Source organism: Pseudomonas sp. Z3-8, assembly GCF_051131975.1.
Taxonomy (GTDB): Bacteria; Pseudomonadota; Gammaproteobacteria; order Pseudomonadales; family Pseudomonadaceae; genus Aquipseudomonas.
The window spans coordinates 3,127,597-3,150,138 of record NZ_CP071643.1 but is presented as its reverse complement, the minus strand read 5'-3'; the positions used below and the strand labels follow the sequence as shown (position 1 = coordinate 3,150,138).

At 60.9% G+C, this 22,542-nt stretch carries 23 protein-coding genes; 6 read left to right on the top strand and 17 right to left on the bottom strand.

Annotation, left to right across the window (positions count from 1 at the left end; translation table 11 throughout):
- Positions 1–89: 89 nt before the first annotated feature.
- The 3 genes from J3P94_RS14435 to J3P94_RS14425 all read right to left on the bottom strand — a co-directional run bounded on the left by J3P94_RS14435 (position 90) and on the right by J3P94_RS14425 (position 2,856).
- Complete coding sequence (locus tag J3P94_RS14435) at positions 90–797, bottom strand: cupin domain-containing protein (protein ID WP_434568480.1); 708 nt, start codon at positions 795–797, stop codon at positions 90–92.
- Between the two features lie 49 nt (positions 798–846).
- Positions 847–1,704, bottom strand: coding sequence for a GNAT family N-acetyltransferase (locus tag J3P94_RS14430; RefSeq protein WP_434568479.1), 858 nt, complete (start codon positions 1,702–1,704; stop codon positions 847–849).
- A gap of 225 nt (positions 1,705–1,929) precedes the next feature.
- Entirely contained in the window at positions 1,930–2,856 is a 927-nt protein-coding gene (locus J3P94_RS14425) for a 2-hydroxyacid dehydrogenase (protein WP_434568478.1), read from the bottom strand.
- A gap of 286 nt (positions 2,857–3,142) precedes the next feature.
- Here J3P94_RS14425 and gabT point away from each other — a divergent pair, with 286 nt between their 5' ends.
- The 3 genes from gabT (at position 3,143) to J3P94_RS14410 (ending at position 5,714) form a co-directional block, all read left to right on the top strand.
- The gene (gabT, locus tag J3P94_RS14420; RefSeq protein ID WP_434568477.1) at positions 3,143–4,435 is read left to right on the top strand and encodes a 4-aminobutyrate--2-oxoglutarate transaminase; all 1,293 of its coding nucleotides are present in this window, start codon (positions 3,143–3,145) and stop codon (positions 4,433–4,435) included.
- 87 nt (positions 4,436–4,522) lie between these two features.
- Positions 4,523–5,179 carry an HAD family hydrolase gene (locus tag J3P94_RS14415; protein ID WP_434568476.1) on the top strand — a complete coding sequence of 219 codons (657 nt, stop codon included), beginning with the start codon at positions 4,523–4,525 and terminating at the stop codon, positions 5,177–5,179.
- A gap of 46 nt (positions 5,180–5,225) precedes the next feature.
- Complete coding sequence (locus J3P94_RS14410) at positions 5,226–5,714, top strand: Lrp/AsnC family transcriptional regulator (protein WP_008146530.1); 489 nt, start codon at positions 5,226–5,228, stop codon at positions 5,712–5,714.
- A gap of 120 nt (positions 5,715–5,834) precedes the next feature.
- On the opposite strand, the gene J3P94_RS14405 is transcribed toward J3P94_RS14410, so the two are convergent.
- Positions 5,835–6,590: an SDR family NAD(P)-dependent oxidoreductase gene (locus tag J3P94_RS14405; protein WP_434568475.1), complete on the bottom strand. Its 756-nt coding sequence runs from the start codon at positions 6,588–6,590 to the stop codon at positions 5,835–5,837.
- Positions 6,591–6,793: 203 nt separating this feature from the next.
- Between J3P94_RS14405 and J3P94_RS14400 the strand changes: the two genes are divergently transcribed.
- Together J3P94_RS14400 and J3P94_RS14395 are read left to right on the top strand one after the other, a co-directional pair.
- Positions 6,794–7,708 carry a LysR family transcriptional regulator gene (locus tag J3P94_RS14400; RefSeq protein ID WP_434568474.1) on the top strand — a complete coding sequence of 305 codons (915 nt, stop codon included), beginning with the start codon at positions 6,794–6,796 and terminating at the stop codon, positions 7,706–7,708.
- Between the two features lie 48 nt (positions 7,709–7,756).
- On the top strand, positions 7,757–8,188 hold the full coding sequence (locus tag J3P94_RS14395; protein ID WP_434568473.1) for a DUF1810 domain-containing protein: 432 nt from the start codon (positions 7,757–7,759) through the stop codon (positions 8,186–8,188).
- Positions 8,189–8,226: 38 nt separating this feature from the next.
- On the opposite strand, the gene J3P94_RS14390 is transcribed toward J3P94_RS14395, so the two are convergent.
- The 7 genes from J3P94_RS14390 to J3P94_RS14360 form a co-directional block, all read right to left on the bottom strand.
- Positions 8,227–9,450, bottom strand: a complete 1,224-nt coding sequence (locus tag J3P94_RS14390; RefSeq protein WP_434568472.1) for an MFS transporter — start codon at positions 9,448–9,450, stop codon at positions 8,227–8,229.
- A gap of 48 nt (positions 9,451–9,498) precedes the next feature.
- The gene (locus J3P94_RS14385) at positions 9,499–9,885 is read right to left on the bottom strand and encodes an ectoine synthase (RefSeq protein WP_305501143.1); all 387 of its coding nucleotides are present in this window, start codon (positions 9,883–9,885) and stop codon (positions 9,499–9,501) included.
- A 37-nt stretch (positions 9,886–9,922) separates the two neighbouring features.
- Entirely contained in the window at positions 9,923–11,104 is a 1,182-nt protein-coding gene (locus J3P94_RS14380; RefSeq protein WP_434568471.1) for a hypothetical protein, read from the bottom strand.
- Positions 11,097–12,125 carry a class I SAM-dependent methyltransferase gene (locus J3P94_RS14375; protein WP_434568470.1) on the bottom strand — a complete coding sequence of 343 codons (1,029 nt, stop codon included), beginning with the start codon at positions 12,123–12,125 and terminating at the stop codon, positions 11,097–11,099. The genes J3P94_RS14380 and J3P94_RS14375 overlap by 8 nt, the downstream gene beginning before the upstream one ends.
- 16 nt (positions 12,126–12,141) lie before the next feature.
- Positions 12,142–13,683 carry a class I adenylate-forming enzyme family protein gene (locus tag J3P94_RS14370; protein ID WP_434568469.1) on the bottom strand — a complete coding sequence of 514 codons (1,542 nt, stop codon included), beginning with the start codon at positions 13,681–13,683 and terminating at the stop codon, positions 12,142–12,144.
- Between the two features lie 35 nt (positions 13,684–13,718).
- Positions 13,719–14,399, bottom strand: a complete 681-nt coding sequence (locus tag J3P94_RS14365) for a class I SAM-dependent methyltransferase (protein ID WP_434568468.1) — start codon at positions 14,397–14,399, stop codon at positions 13,719–13,721.
- Positions 14,400–14,734: 335 nt separating this feature from the next.
- On the bottom strand, positions 14,735–15,349 hold the full coding sequence (locus J3P94_RS14360; RefSeq protein ID WP_434568467.1) for a TetR/AcrR family transcriptional regulator: 615 nt from the start codon (positions 15,347–15,349) through the stop codon (positions 14,735–14,737).
- 111 nt (positions 15,350–15,460) lie between these two features.
- Between J3P94_RS14360 and J3P94_RS14355 the strand changes: the two genes are divergently transcribed.
- Positions 15,461–16,462 carry an NAD(P)-dependent oxidoreductase gene (locus tag J3P94_RS14355; protein ID WP_434568466.1) on the top strand — a complete coding sequence of 334 codons (1,002 nt, stop codon included), beginning with the start codon at positions 15,461–15,463 and terminating at the stop codon, positions 16,460–16,462.
- Positions 16,463–16,490: 28 nt separating this feature from the next.
- Here J3P94_RS14355 and J3P94_RS14350 read toward each other — a convergent pair whose 3' ends face one another.
- Genes J3P94_RS14350 through J3P94_RS14325 form a run of 6 tightly spaced genes read right to left on the bottom strand, consistent with a single transcriptional unit; the run spans position 16,491 to position 22,533 of the window.
- Positions 16,491–17,738, bottom strand: coding sequence for a TIGR02270 family protein (locus J3P94_RS14350; protein ID WP_434568465.1), 1,248 nt, complete (start codon positions 17,736–17,738; stop codon positions 16,491–16,493).
- Positions 17,739–17,771: 33 nt separating this feature from the next.
- A complete protein-coding gene (locus J3P94_RS14345; protein ID WP_434568464.1) occupies positions 17,772–18,698 on the bottom strand; it encodes a hypothetical protein in 927 nt (308 codons plus the stop codon).
- Between the two features lie 21 nt (positions 18,699–18,719).
- Entirely contained in the window at positions 18,720–19,910 is a 1,191-nt protein-coding gene (locus tag J3P94_RS14340) for a PAAR-like domain-containing protein (protein WP_434568463.1), read from the bottom strand.
- A complete protein-coding gene (locus J3P94_RS14335; RefSeq protein WP_434568462.1) occupies positions 19,910–20,947 on the bottom strand; it encodes a hypothetical protein in 1,038 nt (345 codons plus the stop codon). The genes J3P94_RS14340 and J3P94_RS14335 overlap by 1 nt, the downstream gene beginning before the upstream one ends.
- Entirely contained in the window at positions 20,947–22,059 is a 1,113-nt protein-coding gene (locus tag J3P94_RS14330; RefSeq protein WP_434568461.1) for a DUF2169 family type VI secretion system accessory protein, read from the bottom strand. The genes J3P94_RS14335 and J3P94_RS14330 overlap by 1 nt, the downstream gene beginning before the upstream one ends.
- Positions 22,060–22,074: 15 nt before the next feature.
- Positions 22,075–22,533 (bottom strand): DUF6484 domain-containing protein, encoded by a 459-nt coding sequence (locus J3P94_RS14325; RefSeq protein ID WP_434568460.1) that lies wholly within the window; start codon positions 22,531–22,533, stop codon positions 22,075–22,077.
- Positions 22,534–22,542: the final 9 nt, after the last annotated feature.

The following is a 22,542-nucleotide window of genomic DNA, read 5'->3' as shown; positions in this document are numbered from 1 at the left end:
CAGGGTTCCTCGGTATGCCGTGAAACCTGCGTCTGCCTCCGATCCAATGTGGGAGCGAGCCTGCTCGCGAAGGCGGTGTGCCAGTCAATTTACTTACAGACGTAAAACTTGCGCACATAGACGCTGCTCTTCCAGGCGCAAGGAGCCCCCTTGGGCACAAACACCGTATCGCCAGTATTCACCGCCAGCGCCGTCCCATCGCCGAGCTGGAGAATGATGCTGCCCTCGATCAGGTGCATCAGTTCGTGCATCGTGTGCGGCCTTGCCCTGCGGTTATAGGGCGTCGAATCCCAGACGCCGATGCGCAGGTTTGTCGTGTCCTCGACGAACAGATTGTTCGAGCGACATTGCGGGGTGGGGCTCAGCAGGAATTCTTCACTCGGTGGCGTCGAGGGCGCTAGGAGGGTGTGCCGGGGGAGTGCGGTCACGCCGACGATGCCCGCTTCAACAGGCTGGGTATCGGCGCAGAATGCCCAGAGCGAACCAGGTTGCGCGTCGATCCGAATCGATGTGCCGCAGGCAATTACCGCGCTGTCACCCGGATCGAGTTGCAGCGAGTGTTCCTCGCTTTGCAGAATGACTTGTCCGGCGTGGACCACGATCGTTTCACTGTAGGGATATGCATCGACGCTGAACTGTCCACTCGCCTGGACGATACCGGCAGCAATGTCTTGGGTCCCGAGATAGGCAATCTGCCTGTCGAACGGATCGTTGGCTCCCAATGAGCCGCCGGTGAATGCGGTTGAGGCGGGAGTGCCGTCGGCGTGGGCCAACAGCACGGCAGTGGGCTCTAGCATGAGGGTGTTTCTCCGGGAAAGTAGGGGATGTAGCGGTGATGCAGGGGCGTCAGCCGATGGCCTGGCTCACCAGCGCAAACTGCTTTATGCCGCCCCTGGCCTGGGGCGGGGAACCACGGACCATCTGGGCGACGGTGTCGACCTGCTTCAGCCCGGCTTCTTCCAGCCAGGGACCCAGGCCGCTGTCGGACGGTACATCCATGCGGACGAAAGCATCCGGCACTTGAGCCAACAGCACCGCGATCAAGTGCTTGGCCTGCTGTGGGTTTTCTGCAACGACCGGGCCGATGTAACGACCACGACCGAATGGACGCAGGATGGCGAACCCACGCAGTTGCCCATCGCGCTCGATGCCCACGATGTCTTCGACACTGTCGAACAGATCATTGAGCACGGCATGCCTGTCCAGGTCGCTGCCGGCGTTGGCGAGTTCGATCACGTTGTTTCGATCCGCTTCGGTCAGGCGGCGCAGGCGCTCACCGGATGGCAGGTCCTTGGGGGCCGGAGGCGATACGTTCCCCTGATGTTGTTGGATATGACCAAAGTCAACGAATCCCTGGCTGGCATAAAGAGGCGCGCCGGCCAGCGTCGCGTTGAGCATGGCGGTCTGCGTTCCACACGCTTGGAGTGCCTGTTCCATCAGTTTGCGACCGATGCCCTGGCCCTGGTATTCGTCACTGACAATCACCAGGCCGATCGTGGCGTAGTCACCCTGCGGACAGGTGAACGCGGTGCCGATCAGGCGGCCGTGGTCCTCGGCGACAAAACCCTGCGAGACGCGCTGCAGCATGGCCCAGTCCTCCAGGCGATGGGGCCACTTCAACTGCACGGACAAGGCATGGGCCGCTGCCACATCGGCAGCGGTCATGGGGCGATAGGCATACGCCGGGCGTTGCGAACTGGACATGAACATCTCCGTATTCAAGGGAGCGTGACCGGGCGGATTTCTCCGCCGAAAGGACTGATATCTCACCTGCCGCCAGACCTGACAAGAGGCGCAGATTGATTCGGTAGATTGCATCAGTTGCGGCTTCACGCACCGCAGTTATTGCTCAAATCGACAGCAGGCTCAGCAGCAAATATCAGCGGATTTTTCGCCGGTGCTTTTTGTAGCTGCGTGAGCACGCACCGCTCAATAACATCGCTGGCGGTCAATCTGGCCGAGCATCGGTTCACCGTGCTGATGCCGACGGATGTTGTCCAGCAACACGCCGAAGGCACTTTCGGGTTGAGTCATCGCCGCGATATGCGGCGTCAGCAGTATCTGCGGATGCTGCCAGAACGGGTGATCCGGCGCTGCCGGCTCCTGTTGCAGGACGTCAAGCACCGCCGCGCTGAGTTGGCCGCTGGCCAGGGCCTCGAGCAGATCCTCTTCTATCAGGTGGCCACCACGGCCCATGTTGACCAGGGCAGCACCCTCGGGCAGATGTCTGAATAACTGACGGCTGAGAATCCCTTGGGTCTGCTCGGTCAATGGCAGGACGCACAGCACGATGTCGCATTGGCCGAGGAAGGCCGGGAGCTGTTCGTCACCGGCAAAGCAATTCACCCCGGCGATGTGATGCTCGCTGCGTGCCCAACCTGACAAGGCGAAGCCAAAGGTCTGCAAGGTGGCCAGAATCTGCCGGGCCTGCATGCCGAGCCCCATGACCCCGACCCGACGCTGGGCCGCCGGTTGCAGCAAGTGCGCCTGCCAGCACCGGGCAATCTGTTGCTGGCGATAACGGAGCATATCCCGGTGCAGGCTGAGCACGGCGAAGCTGGCGTACTCGCACATGCCCCGGGTAATGCCGGGATCGAGGAGACGGACCACCGGCAGGGAGGTGGGCAAGCGATTAAGATCAAGCTGATCGACCCCGGCCGACAAAGCGAACAGCACTTGCAGGTTCGGCAAGAGTGTTTCGAGGTCATCCGGCGCCTGCCAGGCGGCGAGGAAGTGAATGTCCCTCGGGTCGCCGATGTCCGGCCAGGCGCGCCATTCGATGTCCGGAGCGTGCTCGGCGAATAGACGCTTCCATTGTTCACCGCGTACCGGGTCGGCTTTATACAACAGGGCCATGGGTCACTTCTCGTACAAGATAGGGAACACCCAGCATGCCCGAGTGGCAAAGCAGGATGTATCGAAACAGCCTGCGTAATCGCCGGACACTGCTTTGTACAGGGTGTCTGCCGGCAGATTCCATGGGGCTGGAGTCGGCTGAAGGATTCTGCTGTTTGCCGGGGTGAAAACAGTCGATCCGAATTTCCCAGAGGCCAAGTTCGGCTTAGACAATTGTGTCGAACGCTTAACCTGTGGAACACATCGCAGCCGTTTCCCGGTTGCCTGGTTCACTGTGGGAGATGCCATGAACAGTAAAGTCGAAGAAACCCCGAGCCTGCTCCTCCAACGCGATCAATTCGTGCCACGAGGGTTGGTCACCGCGCATCCGCTGGTCATCGACCGGGCCCAGGGGGCAGAGGTGTGGGACGTGGATGGGGCGCGTTATCTGGACTTCGTCGGCGGCATCGGCGTGTTGAACATCGGTCATAATCACCCGAAGGTGATCGCGGCGGTGCAGGCTCAATTGCAGAAGGTCAGCCACGCGTGTTTCCAAGTGGTGGCCTACAAACCGTATATCGATCTGGTCAAGCGCCTGTGTGCCTTGGTGGGCGGGCAGCAAGCCTGCAAGGCGGCGCTGTTCACTTCCGGCGCGGAAGCAGTGGAGAACGCGGTGAAGATCGCCCGCGCGCATACCAATCGTCCCGCCGTCATTGCCTTCCGGGGCGGTTTCCATGGGCGTACTTTACTGGGTACGACGCTGACGGGCATGAGCCAGCCCTACAAACAGAACTTCGGACCTCTGGCGCCGGAGGTCTTCCATACGCCATATCCGAATGCCTATCGCGGTTTCAGCAGTGATATGGCGTTGCAGGCACTCAACGAATTGCTGGCGACCCAAGTCGCTCCGGATCGGGTCGCGGCGATTATCATCGAGCCGGTGCAGGGCGATGGAGGCTTCCTCAGCGCGCCACCAGAATTTCTCCAGGCGCTGCGAGCGCTGACCGAGCAGCACGGCATCGTGCTCATCCTCGATGAAATCCAGACCGGCTTCGGTCGTACCGGCAAATGGTTCGGTTTCCAGCACGCCGGCATCCAGCCGGACCTGGTCACCGTCGCCAAAAGCCTTGCCGGAGGCCTGCCCATCTCGGGCGTGGTGGGGCGCGCGCACATCATGGACGCGCCATTGCCCGGTGGCCTTGGCGGCACCTACGGCGGTAACGCCCTGGCGTGTGCCGCGGCATTGGCGGTGATCGAGGCTTATGAGCAGGAGCATCTGCTGGAGCGTGGCCTGGTTCTGGGTGAGCGGCTGCGTCAGGGCCTGCTGCGCTTGCAGGCCCGCCACCCGCGCATCGGTGATGTGCGCGGCACCGGCTTCATGCTGGCAATCGAATTGATCAAGGATGATCAGGCCCGCAGCCCGGATGCCGAGCTCACCCAGCGCCTGATCGATCAGGCAAGGATTGGCGGGCTGCTGGTGATCAAATGCGGGGTGTACCGAAATGTCCTGCGCTTCCTCGCTCCCCTGGTCACCGAAGAAAGTCAGATCGACGAAGCACTGGCCATTCTTGAAGCCGCATTGCAGCGGGTAATGGATTAGTCTCAGGTCTCGGTCGGCAAGTTGGCGATTTTGTCGACCGAGGCAGCCAGGCATAAGGATTGATAAACGCACCATGGGAGGCGACACATGCACCTGACTGATTATCGTGCGCTGCTGATCGATTGCGACGAAGTCCTGGTCGATCGGGATTCCGGTGTCTGGACGGCCCTGCAACCGTTGCTCGAAAACCGTCCGGGCATGCCGGGCAAGGAACAGGTATTGGCGGAATTCGACGAGGCGGTACGCGGGCTCTATCCACGTTTTTCCGATCTCGGCTTCAGCGGCTTGTTGTGTTTTGCCCATCGCCAGTTGGCGGAGCGCCTGGGGCTCAAGGTCAGCTGGGAAGAGGGCATGAGCTTTGCCCGTTCGGCCTGCAACTGGTCGCTGTTCGAAGACGCACCGGGTGCCATGTTGTATTTGCGCAAATTCTACCGGTTATTGGTTTACTGCGATCGTGATGCCGAGGATCGCGACCAGCTCTGCGAGCGCTTGGGAATTCCACCCGAGGACCTGCATTCGCGAGCCAGCAATCCACTGGAGGATGAGGCATGGTTGCTGCAGAACCAACTCGAGCCTGCAACGATCATGCAAGTGTCCAGACCGCCTGCACAACCGCCAAAATCGGCTGGCCTGTGCCTGATCCGCCGTGGCCATGAGCCTGAAAATCAAGAATATTCCGCCGATTTCTACATCACCAGCATGGCCGACCTCGTCGCTCAGCATCAGCTATCTTTGCGCCGTTGAATTTGCTAAAACCACTGTCAGCCTGAAGACGACCGAGGGGTACCCGATGGAAGGTTTAATTAAACTAGACCGAATTGATATCAGTATCCTTGTTGAACTTCAAAAGGACGGTCGGATGACCAATGTCAGCCTCGCCGATGCCGTGGGACTGTCGTCCAGCCCTTGTTTGCAGCGGGTCAAGCGCCTCGAATCAGCCGGTTATATCTCCGGGTACAGGGCGCATCTGAACCTCGCAAAGATTACCGACTCGGTTACGGTATTTACCGAAATCACCCTCAGCGACCATAAACGGGAAGACTTCGCCAAGTTTGAATCGAATATTCGTCTGGTCGATGAAGTACTTGAGTGCCACTTGATCAGCGGCGGTTACGATTATCTGGTGCGCTTCATGACGTGCAGCATCCAGCATTATCAGGAAGTGATCGAAGGGTTGCTGGACAAGAACATCGGTATCTCCAAATACTTCAGTTACATCGTCATCAAATCGCCGGTGCTCAAGGATGGAGTGCCGTTGCGCCGACTACTGCGCCATTGAGCCCACCGCTGACCCGTGGGAGCGAGCCTGCTCGCGAAGAGGCCGGTTCATTCAACGATTTCATAACCGTGATAACCCTATCGCGAGCAGGCTCGCTCCCACACTGGGTTTTCTACAAAGTCAGATTGTCTGCCCGCCGGAAACTTCGATGCGCTGCCCGGTAACCCAGCGGTTGTCCTCCGCCAGCAGGCTCGCAACCATTGGCCCGATGTCGTCCGGGACGCCCACCCGGCCAAGGGCAGTCATGCCAGCAAATTGCGCATTCAGATCCGGCATGTCGCGCACTGCGCCGCCCAGGAAGTCCGTCGCAATCGCGCCAGGGGCCACTGTATTTACCGTGACTCCACGGCCGCCCAGCTCTCTGGCCATATAGACCGTGAGGGTTTCGATCGCGCCTTTAGCGGCGGCATACGCCGAGAAACCGGGAAAGGAAACACGCGTCAGCCCGGATGAATAGTTGACGATGCGACCACCATCGATGATCAGTGGCAAGAGCGCCTGCGTCAGGAAAAAAACACCTTTGACGTGCACATTGAAGAGCTCATCGAATTGCTCTTCGGTGGTCTCGGCAAACGCCGCCATCGCGCCGTGACCCGCGTTGTTGAGGAGGAAGTCGAAGTCGGCTCGACCCCAGCCTCGCTGGAGGGCGCCGGAAAGCGTAGCGACGAATGTGCCGAAGCTGGAGACGTCACTCACATCGAGTTTCAACGCAACGGCTTTGCGCCCGAGCCGTTCGATTTCCCCGACCACGTCCCGGGCCTGGGCCTCGCCGTTACGATAAGTGAGGATGACGTCGTTGCCCTTTTCAGCGATGGCAATAGAGGCATTGCGGCCCAGGCCACGGTTGGCGCCGGTAATGAGCGCAATCTTGTTCATTGGAAAGACCTCTTGGTGAGTTGGAATAACCTACGATTTCGCGAGCGGCTTTTTTGTCGATAGCCAATAAGCATGGCAAAGCACGGCGATGAGTTTGCCCCGCGCTAAGGAATTCTGTTATCAGTCGGGCAGACTGTAGGCAAACCGCAGCTGCTTTAAAAAGACTTTGTATGCTCGAACCCATGCCTTAGAGGTATCGCTTGATGGAGCTGCGTCACCTTCGTTACTTCGTTGCCGTTGCCGAAGAGGGCAACCTGACCTCTGCCGCGACCCGACGACTTCATACCGCGCAACCATCCCTTAGCCGCCAGCTGCGCGATCTGGAGTTGGAGGTTGGCGCGCAGCTGTTTGTCCGCAAGGCCAGGGGCATCGAACTGACGCCGGCCGGAATAGCGTTCCTGGATCAGGCCAGGCTTGCGCTCAGTCATGCTGAAGAAGCCGTGGCGGCGGCTCGGCGAGCGGCAAGGCCGGCGAAGAAGGTGTTCTCGGTAGGTTTCCTGACGGGGCAGGAGGTGGACTGGCTGCCCAGCGTGACGCGTTTGCTTCGGCATGAGCTGCCCAACATCGAATTCAAGGTCGTCAGCTTGCAATCGCCCTCGCTGGCCGACGCTATTCAACGCGGCGACGTCGACCTTGGCTTTCTGCGCGTTGAGCCACGGCCGGATGTCAGTTACGCGGTTGTCGCGAAAGAGCCATTGCTGGTGATCATGCCCAACGACCATCGCCTGGCCTCGATGGGTGATATCGATCCGGCCGAGTTGGCCTGCGAGACGTTCATCGGCTGTTCGGAGATTCCCCATGTACTACGCGATGTCATCGCGCAGTATTTCGCCAGTTGCAACGTGCAGGTCAACGCATCCTACTGGCTGGACGACTACGGCACCGGGATCTCCCTGATCAGCTCCACGCGGGGCGTTGCCATCCTGCCAGCCTACGTGGAGCCGCTGCTGCCGTGGACGATCGTCAGCAGGCCGCTCAAGGGAACACGACCTACCATTGATCTGGCGGTGGGTTATCGGACCGACAATCCGTCACCTATCCTGAAAATGTTCCTTGAGAACATCGATCAGATAAAAGACGCAGGGCCGCTGGGCAATCGGCGCAGGACGGACAACTAGCGGCGAAGCCCGGAGTGCCCAGGTGCTTACGGTTGAAGAGAGGGGATCATGCAAGACATCTACCACCTGTCTCGCTTCGTCGAGGCCCAGAACCCGGTGTTCGATCGAGTCATGGACGAGCTGCGCGCAGGCCGCAAGACGAGCCACTGGATGTGGTTCATCTTTCCCCAGTTGCAGGGCCTCGGGCGTTCCGAAATGGCCGCGCGCTTCGCCATCTCCGGCATTGCCGAGGCCCGTGCTTACGTTCAGCACGACGTGCTCGGCCCGCGACTGGAGGGTTGTGTGGAAACAGTTCTGCTGCATCACGGGGAGAGTGCCGGGCAGATCTTTGGCTCGCCCGACGACATCAAGTTTCGTTCCTGCCTGACCTTGTTCAGGAGCGTCCAACCGGGATCTTCCCTATACCAACAGGCGCTTGACCGGTTTTATCCGGGCGAGCCGGATCGCAAGACACTGCTACTGCTTGAGCAACCGAGTTGACGTGGCGAGACGACCCGCCGCCGGCTGGCCAGCCATTTTCACTTGCCGACTTCCTGCTCCGCCAGAGTCGATGCGGTGAGGGGGCTTCGCGTCTTTGCAAACCACCACCACGCCGCGGCTCCCAGGAGCGTCGCCAGCACGGCCAAAATCAGGATCACCGGTTGCGTGCCCAAGGGCGCCGCCAGCACCGCTACCAACAAGCCGGCCAACGGCTGCGAAAGGTTGTTGAGCAATGTGATCACGCCCACCGTCTTGCCGAAATCCTTGGGCGGAATCACCTGTTGCCGGATCGTGCGCATGTAGACGTTGAACATCTTGTCGAAGCCGACGATCAACAGGAAGCCCACGACGTAGCCGACCAGGTTCGGGCTCAGGGCGCTGATGAAGCCTCCCGCGGCGATCATCGAATAGCCGACGCCTCCCGAGACGCGCAGAGGCAGGGCGACCCGGGCGAGAAAGAACAGGATCACGATCGTTGTCACCGCGCCAGCCGCCTGCAGGCCCGCGTAGTCGTCCTTGCCGGCGCTGTACTCGCCAAGCACCATGGCCGCCGAGGTGGCCAAGGTGACACCCACGACCAGGTTGACGCCTACCGCCAGGGTGATGATTTTTTTCAGCTCCGCCAGGTTACGGATATGCCCGAAGGCAATCCGCAGCGGCTGCAACCAGATGTCCTGATGCTGCTCGAAAACCTCAAGCGTGATACGGCTGAGGCGTTGCCAGACCAGCATGCTCAGATCGGCCAGCAGGAACAACCCGGCGATCCACAGCACCACCCAATGCCAGGCCCACACTTCCAGCATCAGGGCCGCCACCAATGGCCCGAGCACCAGCCCGGTCTGGTCGGCGATCTGCGAGTAAGACAAGGTCTTGGTGTAGCTGTAGTGCTGGAAGATGTGCGGCATCAGCACTTCACGCGCCATGATGCCTTGCGTTGTCAGCACCCCGCACACCGCTGACAGCACGACGACCCAGGCGATGCCACCAAAGACCCCATGCAGCGCCATCGCCAGGACACACAGCAGGGCCCGGTAGACCTGGCTGATGTGCAGGATCCTGATGGGCGAATACTTGTCGCACAGGGCGCCACACAACGGAAACGCCAGGAATCGCGGCAGCGACTCGACAAAAAACGCCAGCCCGGCCCAGGCCGCGCTGTTGGTCGTCTGGAACACTACCAGCGGTACGATGAACAGCAGGATCTGATCCGCCAGCCGCGACAAAAACAACGACACGAAAAAAGCGAGGTAATCCTTACGCATGGAAACCTCCTGCAGATAAGTAACGGGGCGTGACGGCGCAGAAAATCATCAGTAGGCCGACCCTGAACTGTCGTTGAGGTTGTGTCGTTCGTCCCCGCGCAGTGGCGGATTGAAGACGCTGACCAGGATCAGGTCCTGGTCCTTGCCACCGCGCAGGAAATGCCGGTCATGCTGATCGAGCACGTAGACATCGCCAGGCCGGATCGCAAAGACATTGCCGTGCATGTCTTCGACTTCACCTTCTCCGGCAATGCAATAACAGGCCTCCAGATGATTGCGGTATTGCAACAGCGACTCTGTACCTGCACGCACGACGGTATGGCACAGCGTAAAGCCCATGGCGTCACGTTCAGTGAGCAGGCGATGACTCGTGCCGGCACCCCACTCGACGAAGTAAGGGGTTTTCTCGACCTCGGATATGTTGCGAATGAACATCGGGGACCTCTTTTTGAAGTAGTCGATTGGAAACAAATCAGTTCTTTGCAGTGCCGGCGGCGACGGGCCGCAGCAGCGCATCGCCGCTGGCCAGCATCGCCTCGTTCCAGGCAACGTCCCGATGCGCGGCCATGGCCTGGATATCACGCCAGTGGCGCTGGAGCGGGTTGCCGGCGACCAGGGACGACGCACCGAGCCTTTCTACCAGACGGCGCACGGCCTGCACGCACTGGCCCGCCAGATAGGCGCGGTCGCGCTTGAGTTGAAGCAGTTGTCGCGTGTCTGGCGGCCGGTCATTCATACCGGCGTCATGCAGTCGGGTGATCAGCGAGTCATACAACAACCCGGCGCTGTACAGCTGTGCTGCCGAGTGCGCGGCCTGCTCGGCGATCCGCGGATCGCTCACCGCCAACGAACCGTTGAGCCCAGTGACAAAAGCGCCAAGAGCACCCTCGGCGCACCCGAGCAGCGGACCGATGATCGACGTGGTGAGGTAAGGCACCAGGGGCATACGGTCGATGTAGTCGGCCGCCGGTGCATGCGTGGCCTGCGCAAACACTTCATGCAGCGCGAATACGCGAGCATGCGGCACCAGCAATTGGCGGGTCAGTACGTCATGGGAGCCGGTCGCCGCCATACCACAGCTGTCCCAGCTGTCGAGTCTTTCGACTTCATCGGCGGCGACCAGCACCAGGAAACGTGAGGTGTGAGCCGCGTCCGGGTGGTTGGGGCAGGGGGCGTTGAGCATCAGCCAGGTCGCGTTCTCGATCCCTGAACCGAAGCGCCAGCGCCCATCGATCCGTACCCCGGCGGAGTCGAAGGTCAGCCGGCTATCGGCACTGATGGAGGCTGAGGCGAAGAGCTGTCGTGGGCCATCGGTGTAGAGCTGGTCCGTGCAGGCAGGCGGCAGTCGTCGGGCGATGGCGCCGTGGCCGCCCACCAGCGCGAGCATCCAGCCCGTGGAGGCGCACGCCCGCGCGGCGATCCGCGCGCTTTCCACCAGTGTGGGCCAGTGTCCGCTGCTCGTCACCGGCGCGCGCGGCGTCAACAGATCCAGCCAGCCGCCGGCAAACAATTCGTCGAAGGTGCTGTTGCTCAGCCGTCGATTCGCTTCAGCCGTGGCGGCCCGCTCGCGCCAGCCGGGCAAGTGCTCGACGGCCCGCTGACACAGCGAGGGTTGTGCGGCCGGATGGAACGCCTGCTCGGCAAGCTCAAGCATCGTCTTGCCCCCCGGCACTGCGCAGCGTCGCCACGGCGCCCAGACGCGAGCCTTCGAAACAGAAATCCGCAGGTTGCGCCACCGGGCCCAACAGCCGAACCAATCGCTCGATTTGCTGTGGATCGTCGGAGGCGACGAACTCACAGAAATTGCTGCTGTTCCACAACAGATGGACGCACTTGAACCGGGCGCACAGGGCGCCTGCCAATTCTTCGAAGGTGACTTGGCCATTCTGCATTTGCTCAAGCATCTGCTGGCGTTTCCAGTGGATTTCTTCCTCGCTGAAGTAGCGGGTCTTGAATTGCTCATCCTTGACCCGTTCCCTGCGCAGGTATTCCTCCGGGTCCGGGTGGTTAAGCTTTTCAAGGAAAAACACCAGGCCGCCAGGCTTGAGAAATTGCTGGATATGGGCGATCTGCCGGTCACGGTCGCGGCTGTAGAACTGGAACGCGGCCATCTCGTAAATGAAGTCGAAGCCCTGGCTGAAAAGCCTGTATTCGGGTTGCTGCAGCAGGTCCGGTGTCACCTTGAACACCGACTGCGGATAGAACCGCGACAGCGCCGGGTCGGCATACCGGTCGAAGGCAACCTGGTTGGCCCGATTCGGCGATGAGGTGAAACTGCGGATCAGTCCATTGGAATGGCCAGCAACGGCGCGGCCGTTACTGCCATCAAAGGCATCCACTTCGAAGAGACTGAAGGTCTGGCCTGTTTCTGGGGTATTGGCCTCAGCCAGGCGCGTCAGGGCTGCGCCGATCCTGGACAACTCCTCGAGAATGTACGGCACGCTGGCGAGAAAGTGGGAGAACAACGGTCCTGCCCCTTCGATCAGGCGATCGTGGCAATCGAGAACCAGCGGATCCTGGATCTCGGCGCGCAAGTGGCTGCCAAGAGACTGCATGGGCACCTGGCTGGCGCCTGTCGCCAGACTGTGGAAATGCCCGGCGAGCTTGAGCATGGCGCTTTTTTGCAGGTCCCTGTCGAGGTCGGTGTCATCCATGGATTGCGGGGAAGTTTTCATGACATGGCTCCTGCTGTCAGATCAGTCCTTTGGTGGTGAACTTGCCCGAATCGGTTTTCGGCAAGGCCTTGAGGAATGCCCACTGGGCCGGGACCATGTGCCAGTCCAGATTCGCCTTGCAGTGATCGAGCAATGCCTGTTCGCTGGTCTGGCCATGATCGGCATCAAGCACGATGCAAGCCTTGGGCACGTGCCCGGCCGACTCGTCGGCAACCGGCACCACGAGCACCTCGGCGACCGCTGGATGCGCGGCTAGGCACTGCTCGATTTCTCGCGGATTGACGTTCCAGATGTTGCGAGCGAAGACGTCGTCCTTGCGGGCGACGTAATAGAGGTAGCCTTCGGCGTCCTGCTTGAACAGGTCCCCGGTGCGATACAGGCGTGAATGGCCGAAGGCATCATGGACGAAGGCGCGGGCATTGGCTTCGGGCATGTTCCAGTACTCGAGCATCAGGTAGTCGCTGGTCACCAGCAACTCGCCTATTTGTCCAGGCTGCTCGATACGCTGGCCCTGTTGGTCTACCAGGTACACGCTGACTCCCGGCAAAGGCTTACCCACCGAGGTCGGTCGTTGGTCGATTTCTTCGGGCGGCAGGTAGCTCACGCGTTTGCACTCGGTGAGCCCGTAGTTGGAAAAAATCCGCACCGCGGGCAGGGCTTCGCGGATCCGCTGGATATGACGACTGTAGAGGGCCTGCCCGCTGCTGGAGATGTAGCGCAAGCCAGGCACGCGCGCCTGCCAGTGCGGGCCCGTATTGGCCAGCAGGAAGAACACCGGGGGGAATACATGCATTGCCGTGGCCCCCTCGCGTTCGACCACCGCGAGCACCTCCTCGGCGCTGCTGGCCGGCCGGCTTTCGATGACACTGGTGGCCCCGGCATACAGCGGCATCATCACGTTGTACACCCCGTAGTCGGATGCCAGCGTGGAATAGCTGAGGACACGATCATCGGGGCTGATTTGCAGATACGCAATAACCCGGCTACTGGCCGCCAACATGATGCGGTGATTGACGAGCACGCCTTTCGGATTAAAGGATGACCCTGAGGTATAAAAGATCGAGGTGGGATGTTCAGGGTCAGCGGGCAACGGAGAGGAGGGCGCGGACTTCTTTCCTCCGAGCGCAGCGACGGCATCGGCAAGCTGCATGACCTTGGGCACCGCAACCTCGGCTGGAACGGTAAGCAGGACCAGTTCCAGGCCAGCCTCGTCAATCAGGCCAAGCAAGTCATCCGTGCAGTCGGTGATCAGTACCCGGGCGCCCGAGTGCTTGAGCTGGTGGATCAGCTTGGTACGACTCAAGGTGTGATGCGTCGCTGCGCTGATCACTCCAGCCTGCAGCAGGCCCAGGTAACCTGCGATCAAATCGACGGAAATGGGCGCGTACAGGCCCACCCGGTCACCGGGAGCAATGCCGAGCAGGGGGAGCACCGAGGCAATGTCATCCGCGCGCTGCTGCAGTTGCTGATAGGAAGTCGCTCGCCCGTCGAGGACGATGGCTGGCTTGGACGGGTATTTTCTTGCATTGCTGGCGATAACCTGATGGAACAGCTGCATGGCTCAATATCCTTTTCAAGCTGAATGTCGCAAAGTCATTTACGTTTTCGCGCACACACCGAGACGTAGGTGCCTTGCCAGGTATAGGGAGCTATTGGCAAGTTTGCCGAATCGCTTAATGGCCAACTTTGCTTATCAAAGAAATGCCGCGACGCATAAATGTCGAAATCACCCAGCCAGGCATCAAATAGCCCTTCGCTGTCCTGGACAGACAAGCCCGCTTCCTTGTCCCAGATGAAGGGTTCTCCGCTCGCTTGAAAGTACCGCGACAGATCCGATAAAAGATCAAGGAAAATATATCCGCCAGGCTTTACCGCACCGATAATCTTGGCCATTACCGTCTGAAGTTCATCTTGATTGAAGAAATGCAGCACTTCGGAACAGACAAGTACGTCGTAACCTTCACGCAACGGCTCGTACGTCAGAATGTCAGCCTGCTGGAAATTCAGATCCTTTAGCCAGGGATTGAGCTGGCGACTCTGTACCGTGCTGTCGACCATGTCCACGCCATTCAGGCTATAGCCCTTGCGCGCCAGGGCGGTAAGGTTGCGACCGTCTCCGCAGCCGAGCTCAAGGGCATCGCCGGGGCCGTCAGGCAGGGTGGATAAAAACTGTTTGAACTCTTCGCGTAGTTCACCAAATAAAGCACCGTTATTACAGGCGCTGTATTCGCTGTCGTACCATTCCTTCAGAACCGAACTGTCTACTATTTTCATGGTTATCCTCTGCCGACGACGGTGGGCGTTGCACAACAGTCCCTTCAGCGCCAAGGCGCCAAATAGAGTGATTAGTTGGGAAACGAGGAACTGAAGGAGAGTGACGGGATAACCGATGGAACTGTACTGAGGAAAACCATCATGAACTCCATTTGATTATTGTTATGGCATCCGCGCCAATGATGATTGAAGTTGAACCGTAGCGGAGGGAAATATTTCATCGGCTCCATTAGCCTGTCAAGGCGATTCCAGGAATTGGATCCAAGAATTTTGTCACCGTCGAGTGACATAGCTGATTATCTGTAGGCAATTGCTTATGGCTGGAACATGAACACTTATTCAGGCGGACTCAACACGCCGCGAATCAACGCGGCGAACGCTTCAATCACTTCATCCTGGGCATGTCGCCCCCGCACCAGGGCGCCGGCAAGTGCTTCCCCCGCACCGACCAAACCGGTGCAGCAGCGCTCAAGTTCTGCGCTTGGCAACGTCGCGTGAGGCTCAAGTACGCTCACGAACATCCGTACGCAGTTGTCGAGCAGCTCCTGGAAAACCGCCGCCTTCTCTTCACTGCCGGCCAGGGCCGCGCCGACCGCATGGAATTCATCGGTGTTGTCTGCTGCGCACTGAATATAGGCGCTGGCCAGGACCTGAGCGGTTTCCTCCGGGCTTCGCGCAGTCCTGCTCATGGCCTCGCGAAAAGCGCGGACCCGCTCGGTATCAATCCATTTGTACAGCTCGATCAACAGCGCCGAGCGGGTGGAGAAATGATCGTATACCACCGGTTTGGACACGCCCGCGCGGACGGCCAGGCGGCCCAGGGTCAAGCTGTCGGCGTTTTCCTCGCGCACGATCAATAACGCAGTGTCCAACAGCTGCCGGCGCCGTTCGGCTTTCGAGAGTCGGCGGGAAGGGGAGTTGCCTGTAGCGGTTTTAATGGGTTTCTGCACGGTGGCGCATCCAGATCAATAAAACCTACCAATGGTAGGTGACAAGGCGTGTGAGCGTGATAGTTTACCTACCAACAGTAGGTTTTAGTCCAGAAACGAGGAGAACTCACGATGTCACTTGATCCTATCTTGTTCATGGGTGGTTCCGGCGCCATTGGTCACCAGACTGCCCGAGCGCTGCGCGCCGCTCATCCCGACGTACCGCTGTTGATCGGCGGCCGTGACCTTGCCAAGGCTCGGCAGGCCGCTGAGGAAATTGGCGGGGCGCAGGGCGTGGTGATCGATTCCACTGCGGACGACCTGGGACTTGGCGCTCGCCCGGTCAGCGGGGTTGTGGTCTTTTATATGGACCACGCGATGGCCGGATTGCGCTTTGCACAAAAGCGTGGGGTGCCGCACCTCAGCATTTCTTCCGGAATTTTCGAGATCGCGCCGGAAATCGCCACGTACATGCACATGCCCGATGCTTCGCCCATAGTCCTGGGCTACGAATGGATGGCAGGCGCGACGACGGTGGCTACATTGAGCTGTGCCCAGGCGTTCAGCCGAGTCCAGGAGATCAGCATCAACGCGCTGGTCGATGAACAGGACACCGGCGGGCCGACCGTCGCCAGCGACTTTGAACACCTGAACAAAATGTTGCCCGCCGCGCTGACACGACGCGACGGGGTGTTCGTCTGGCGCGAAGGCGAGGACTCCAAGGCCAGCTTCCACGCTGTGGATGGTACGCAGATCGAGGCCTCAGGCTTTTCGTCGATTGATGTCGCCGGCCTGGCCACCGCTACAGGTGCGCCTGATGTTCAATTCAACATTGGCATCGGGGTCAGCTCAACCCGACGTCAAGGCAGGCCGATGTCCACCGAGATCATCATCGAGCTCGCTGGCGAAGACCTCAACGGCAAACCGCTGCGCACCCGTCATGCCGTCGTTCACCCAGCGGGCACTGCACCGCTGACCGGGCTAAGTGTGGCAATGCTCCTGGAGCGTCTGCTCGGTCTGGACGGCCAACCATCGACGCCGCCAGGGCTTTATTTCCCTTATCAACTGCTGGACGCCAGCGCGTATCTGCGGCGCCTGGAGCAGGAGGGGGGTGAGCTTCGTCAGCTGCAATGAGGTGGCTTGATCAGCATGCCTCCCGGGGTCACGGGGTAATTTTCAAGAGTCTTTGTTGCCGCAACACCGGTGCACTGGTTGGAAAGAGCGCTTCATCCGGTCGAAAGCGGGCGAGGCCGCAGGCAGCGGCTACGCGCTGGCGTTGCTGGCCCCGGACCAGTGCTTGCTCAAAGCTGCGTTCGCTGTGGGCCAGCCCCAGCATGTAACGAGCCCCCACCTGGAATTGTCCGCCATTGGCCTGCCACCAAGCCTCGATTGCCGACGGGTCGGGCCAGGGCAGGTTCTCATCGGGGTCCATGGCGACATTCGAGTCCTCAGCGTCATCGTTCGGCCCTGCGGCGAAGTCCGGTGAGCTGCGCAACTCCAGGTCGAGCTGCGCCAGGTCGGCGCCGGTGATCAGGCTGAAAGCTTCGCCAGCGACCCGGGCGTAAGGCAGGTCGTTCATCTGCTGGATCAACCACGGGATGCTGACCGGATCGCCCAGCAGTCCCAGGGCCTGGATGCCCAAGCGCCTATCCCTGGGATCCTGCACGCACTGGCGTATCCAGGCGATGCTGGGTTCGCGGTCCTGCCAGGCCAACAATACGCAAAGCGCGCGATACTGAAACTCGCCCGGTTGCTCGGCAAATTGACGCAGAGGCTCAAGGGCCTGCTGGTCGCCCATCTGGGCGGTGGCCCAATTGGCCCAGAAGCGCGTGGCCGCGTCCTCATGCAGCCGGTGGACGCGAATTTCCGGCAGCAGGTCCCGACGTCGCAGCTCGCCAGCCGTGCGCACGGCACGCGCCAGCACGCTTGGCTCAGCCTCGGACAGTCCGGCAAGCAGGGCCGGGCCAGGATCGCGGCGATGCATGCCGCAGGCGGCCAGGCCGAGACGACGGAACAGCGGCTCCGGAGCGGCGAGCATGCGCTCGATCCAGGGCGATAGCTGTTGCCAGTCCAGCCACCCCAGGGCCATCAGATAACCACGCTCGGTTTCCACCGCACTGCGCAGATGCTCGCTGAGCCGCGACAGAACCTTGGCCTCGGCCGCCTCGAAGGCCAGCACCACGCTGGCGAACATCTCGCCGACAGCGTCGGGACCGAGCTGGGCCAGCAGGATTTCCAGGCCGGTTGGTCCGGCGATCCGCAAGCCATCGAGGTGAGCCTCGATGCGCTCCTCCAGTTTGCCCAGGTCGTCGAGGTCATAGTGGGGGGCGCGTAATGCGTAGTCGCGCAGGATCGCGAGGAACGCGGCTTCCTCGACGTGCAGGTCAAGGACGACGGGCAATGTCTTCATCGTGCGTCGCCGCCGAGGCTTGGGCGGGTCGGGTCAGTCAATTTGCAGGCACCGTTTCCAGTTTGTACCGTCGAACTCCATCACGTCCTTGGGCCCGATGGACCACATGATCCCGTCGGCTGCACTCAGGTGATAACAGGTGCGCGGTGCGTCATCGCCGAAATCGACGGGGATGAGCTGGCCATCTTCCAGGCGATAGACGAAATGGGTGGAGGACACGTACAGATGGCCGTCGAAATACTCCATCCCCCAGAGGTCTTCCCGGGTGCTTTCGTGGTCGATCACTTCCCATTGGTCATTGCGCCCGCGCAGCAAGGTCCCGAGTTGGCCGCAGGCATAGGCAAAACCGTCCGACGCGCAGCGAACCTTGTAGAGGGCCAGGTTGGTCGGGCTGTTCTGCTGGGTAAAGACGGAGCCGCCGTATTTCCAGATTTCGCCTTCCCAACCGACGGTATAGATTTCCTGCTCGCTGAACCCGTCGATGGATTCGAAGCTGGTGTCGGTGATGGGCGTGTCGCCCACCTGGGCGCTCTGGTCGATGCAACGCCACTGGTCTTCGCCGTCGCGAACGTAGGCTTGGCGGCAGGTGCCTACGGCGTAGGCGCGGCCTTTGGCGATGCCACGGATTTCGCGCAGAGGGCCGCGTTTTTTTGGGTCGACGCCGCAGCTTGCGATGGGGGCCTCTTCTTTGATGGATCCTCCGCCACTGGCTCGTACAGAGCCATCGTTGCCCAGTACCAGATAACGTTCGGCCGGCACATGGCAGACCGTTCCGGAGCAGGCAAGCCATGGGACCGTGCCGGCGCCCCAGGTTCCCCGATCCAGGCCAAAAAGTATCGACCCCGTATGACCTTCGCTGATGGAGAGATCGTTCGTGGTGATCAAATAGCTGAGGTCCGAATAACGCACAACTCCAGTGCCGATACTCAGTCCGCTGAATCGCGGGTCTCTCGGGTCCATGTTCATCTCCTGAAGGATTGATTAACGGCTTGGTTCGTCGGCGTACATCTCGGCTACCGCCTTGTCGCGCTCGTGTTGGTCGCTGGTCATGGAAACGCTCGCGTTGATCGGTTTCTCCGCGCCACCGTCCTTGGCTTTGTCGTGATAAGCGTTCAACTGGCCTTCCAGGCACTCCTGAGAGCATTCGGAATCCGGGAATGTCTTCCTGGCCGCTTTCGCCCCAGTTGTCGTGGCCTTGGCCCTAGACCATTCACCCTTGGAATCTGCCTCGCGCAAAGCCACCACGCCACGGCGGGTGTGCATCTGGCCGTGGGTGGCAGTGGTCTGGTTGGGGCCCTCGACGCACATTACCGGGGCCTTGTCGGTCTTGTAGTTGCTCCAGCCATCTTTTGTCGGGTGCTGGTTCCTGGGCTGCCCGACGGACGCCGGCCCGTTGGTAAAGGAGGCGGAATCGATAAGGTGGTCGCCGGTCTGCCCCGGGCAGCATCTGTTGGGCTTGTACGGGGCCAGGAAACAGCGCAACGCCTTTTGGCAATCGTTGGCATTGATCGACGTCGCCAAGGACGAATATTCACCTTGGACTCCCGTGTGTGCCGCCAGATAGGCTGGGTCGGTTTTAAAGCTGTCGCCGGCGGTTTTTTTCGCATCGCTGCGGGCCTTGATGGCGTTTTTCAGCTTGTCCGTATCCGGGCAGCTCGTTTCCTTGTTGGTGCCCTTGCAAGCCTCGTTTGCTCGCGCTCTTTCACTTTCGCATTGCCCCAGCTCCTCGGCCAATGCCATTCGGTCAGCATAAGGCCAAGGCACCGTATTCCCGGGCTGAGAAGCATGGTTATGAGTAGTCAGATCCATGTGCCGAACAACATTCTTGCCTTCATATTTCACATCCATCGACCAGGAGGTGAAATAGACCTTGCCCTTGTTCCGGCTGGTGACGATGCCTTTTTTGGGCGCGTTCCCAGCCTCGTCGCCATAACTGGTCTTGAAAAAGCTCTTGTCCTTGAGCATCACTTCCTTGCCGCTGATCCTGACCGTTCGACTGCCCTTGGTTGTGTCCTTGGCCATGCCGGTGTTGGGGTAGGGGATGGGCACGCCGAGCGGGGTGGGCGGGGCCTGCGGAGGGGTGAAGCAGACATCCGGGAAACAGGCGATCGACTTGCCGTCGGCCGCCTTGCAGGAAACTTCCATGTTGTTGGCAAAGACTTCGTTGGCCATCAGGCAGCCCTCACAATCCGGTAGCTGAACAGTGCGGCCGCGCGCTCGCCGGCGTCGTTGCCCAGGTGGCAGAAAATATTCGGCCCTTCGCCGTAGCCCTTGCGACTGGCAGCGAGGGCCACGGCGAGCATTGCCGGGCCGATGGCCGCACCGACTTCGCCGATGCAATCCGCCGGATGCCAGAGATGGAAGAACTCCTTGCGTACCCGCAGGCTGCGACTCAAGGCCAGGGAAGCCTCCTTGAAGTAGTACTGTTCGCCGGAAATATCCGTCAGGCGGTAATCCATCTGCTCCAGGCCGCAGCCCGCTTCGTTCAGCGCTGCGCGTACAGCCTGGGTCAGGCCTTCGGCGCGCAGCGGCAGGTCTTCGGATTCCACCGTGGCCTGTTCCAGGCCGAAACCCAGGCCGATGGAGGTTAACTGCGGCGTTTCGCTGGCGACCGGGGCGGCCAGCACCACGGCAGCGGCGCCTTCGCCGGGAATGAAACCGTTGGAGTTCTGGCTGGTGAGCAGGCGCTCGCGCGCTTCGAAGGCGGTCAACGTCGCTCCTGCCAGAAAGGAATCGACGCCGGCAACCAGTACGTGGCGACGACCGCCCTGGTAGATCAGCGTGCGCGCATCGAGCAGGGCCACGGCAGCACTGACCCGTCCCCGGGCAATGACGCTGGAGTCAGGATGAAAGCGCAGCCCCAGCTCCGTTTCGATGGCCTGCAACAACCCCTTATCCAGGCCGCTCAGGCGTCCGGGACGCTCGGCTTCCGCCACGCACAGCAACAGCGGCGTCTTTTCCGGATCGACGCCGGGAATGCTCTGCAATGCTTCGCCAATGGCATCGGCAGCCATCTTGATCAGCTTGGTGCGGCCGCGCCAGGGCTGTTCCAAAGGTACGCTGGCGCCAATGATCCATTCGCCGCCGCGGTCGATGAAGCGGGTTTCCTGGAAGTTGTCGATGGCGCAGCGGATCGCCGCGCAGCTGGCCGGTGCGCTGAGGCCAACAGCGCTGACCATCCCCGAACCGATGACGCACAGAGCACTCATCAATCGGTTTCCTCAGGAGCACGTTTGGCCTTGACCAGGGCGCCCAGCGACGGGTAGTACTCCTTGCCCAATTCACGCGCACGCCACCAAGCCGTGGACATCGTCCCGACCAGCACCTGGGCAATCTCGAAAATGTTGCGCCGTAGCGGCCGGGAGATCCGCCAGGTCAATTGCACCTGGCGGGCGTCAGTGTCGATCAGCAAGGTGTCGATCACCGCCGAGACCGTTTCATGGCCGCCTTTTTTCATAAAAAAAGTCACCGGCACAGACATTTCCGGAATGCGAAAGCCTGCCCGCTCCTGGGAAGTTAGGTTAAGCAACAACACCTCTTCGCCGCCGCGCAGGTAATCGGTTTGCTGGTCTTCAGGCGCGGCCTGGAAATAGCGGTTGTCGAAATCCCCAGGCAGAAACGGAAAACAATCGGCCAGCCAGGCATCGTCGTAAGTCCCGGCGAAGCGTGCGCGTTGCGGCCAACTGCGCCCAATTGGCCCGAGGGCCATGGGGCGGAAATCGCCCGATGGGCTGTCGATCGGCTTGCCCGGTTGTTCGGTATTCGGCATCGGCCGACCGACGATGTCAGCCTCATCGCAACTGTCTGGGTACCAGCCGCAACCGCTCGGGTTGTCCTGGTAGCAGTGACGCACGTCGGGAATGTTCTCCATGGGATGAGAGCCGCCGAAAGCCTGGGCATAGGAGATAGCCTGCGCGGTGAAAGGCAGCGGTGAGCCGGCATGAATACCCGAGATTCCCGGTTGCCACTGCCGGGGACCGAACACTGAAAAAGCCTTGCTCACCCGACCGACACGAATACCGGCAGTCAACTGCGTCACCGGCCGACCACCCGGTGCATAACCTTTGCCCGATACCAGCACGTCGCAGAATGGCTTGATCGGGGCGAAGTCCATTTCCTCTCGTGGCGCGCTGAGGCCCGGCTCGCCGAAGAAGGTGTCGGCCATCAGCAGCGGTTGCTGGATGTCTGCGAGGGTCGCGGCACGCCCGTCCAGCGGCAAATCGAAGGTGCCCTTGGCCACGACGACCAGGGATTCGCGGCCGTCGCTCGCCATGCCCAGGGTATAGGCAGCCTGCAGTTTGCTGGCGTTGAGCAGTTCCATGAGGCGACTTACCTGTCAGTTGATTTGCACCGAGCCGCCCTTGATGCGGTTGACCCCGCTGGAGCGGCTGGAGAGGTAGGTGCCCCGGATGATCACCTTGCCCGCGCGGGTGAGGGTGATGCTGGCCTTGCCGCAACGCAGGACGATCTCCTGTTTCGCGCTGAACTCCAGCCGCTCGCCATCGAGGTGGGCGACCGTTGGCGTTGCGCTTGCCGGCAGGCGCTGGATGCGGCCGATCACCAGCGGCCGGGCCGGGTCACCGGCCTCGAACATCAGCGCGACCTGGGCGCCGATGTCGTCACGACAGAGCGCGGTGGTGGTGCGCGCGGCGAGGCCGGTTTCGCCGGGACAGCCGGGGAAGGCCACGACCGGAGCGTCCGGCGTGGGTACGTCCAGCAGCACCCCGATCACGACGCCATCCACGCGCGTCGGCGTGGCGGTGGAAGACACGGGGAGATCATATTCAACGGTCATGACGCCTGC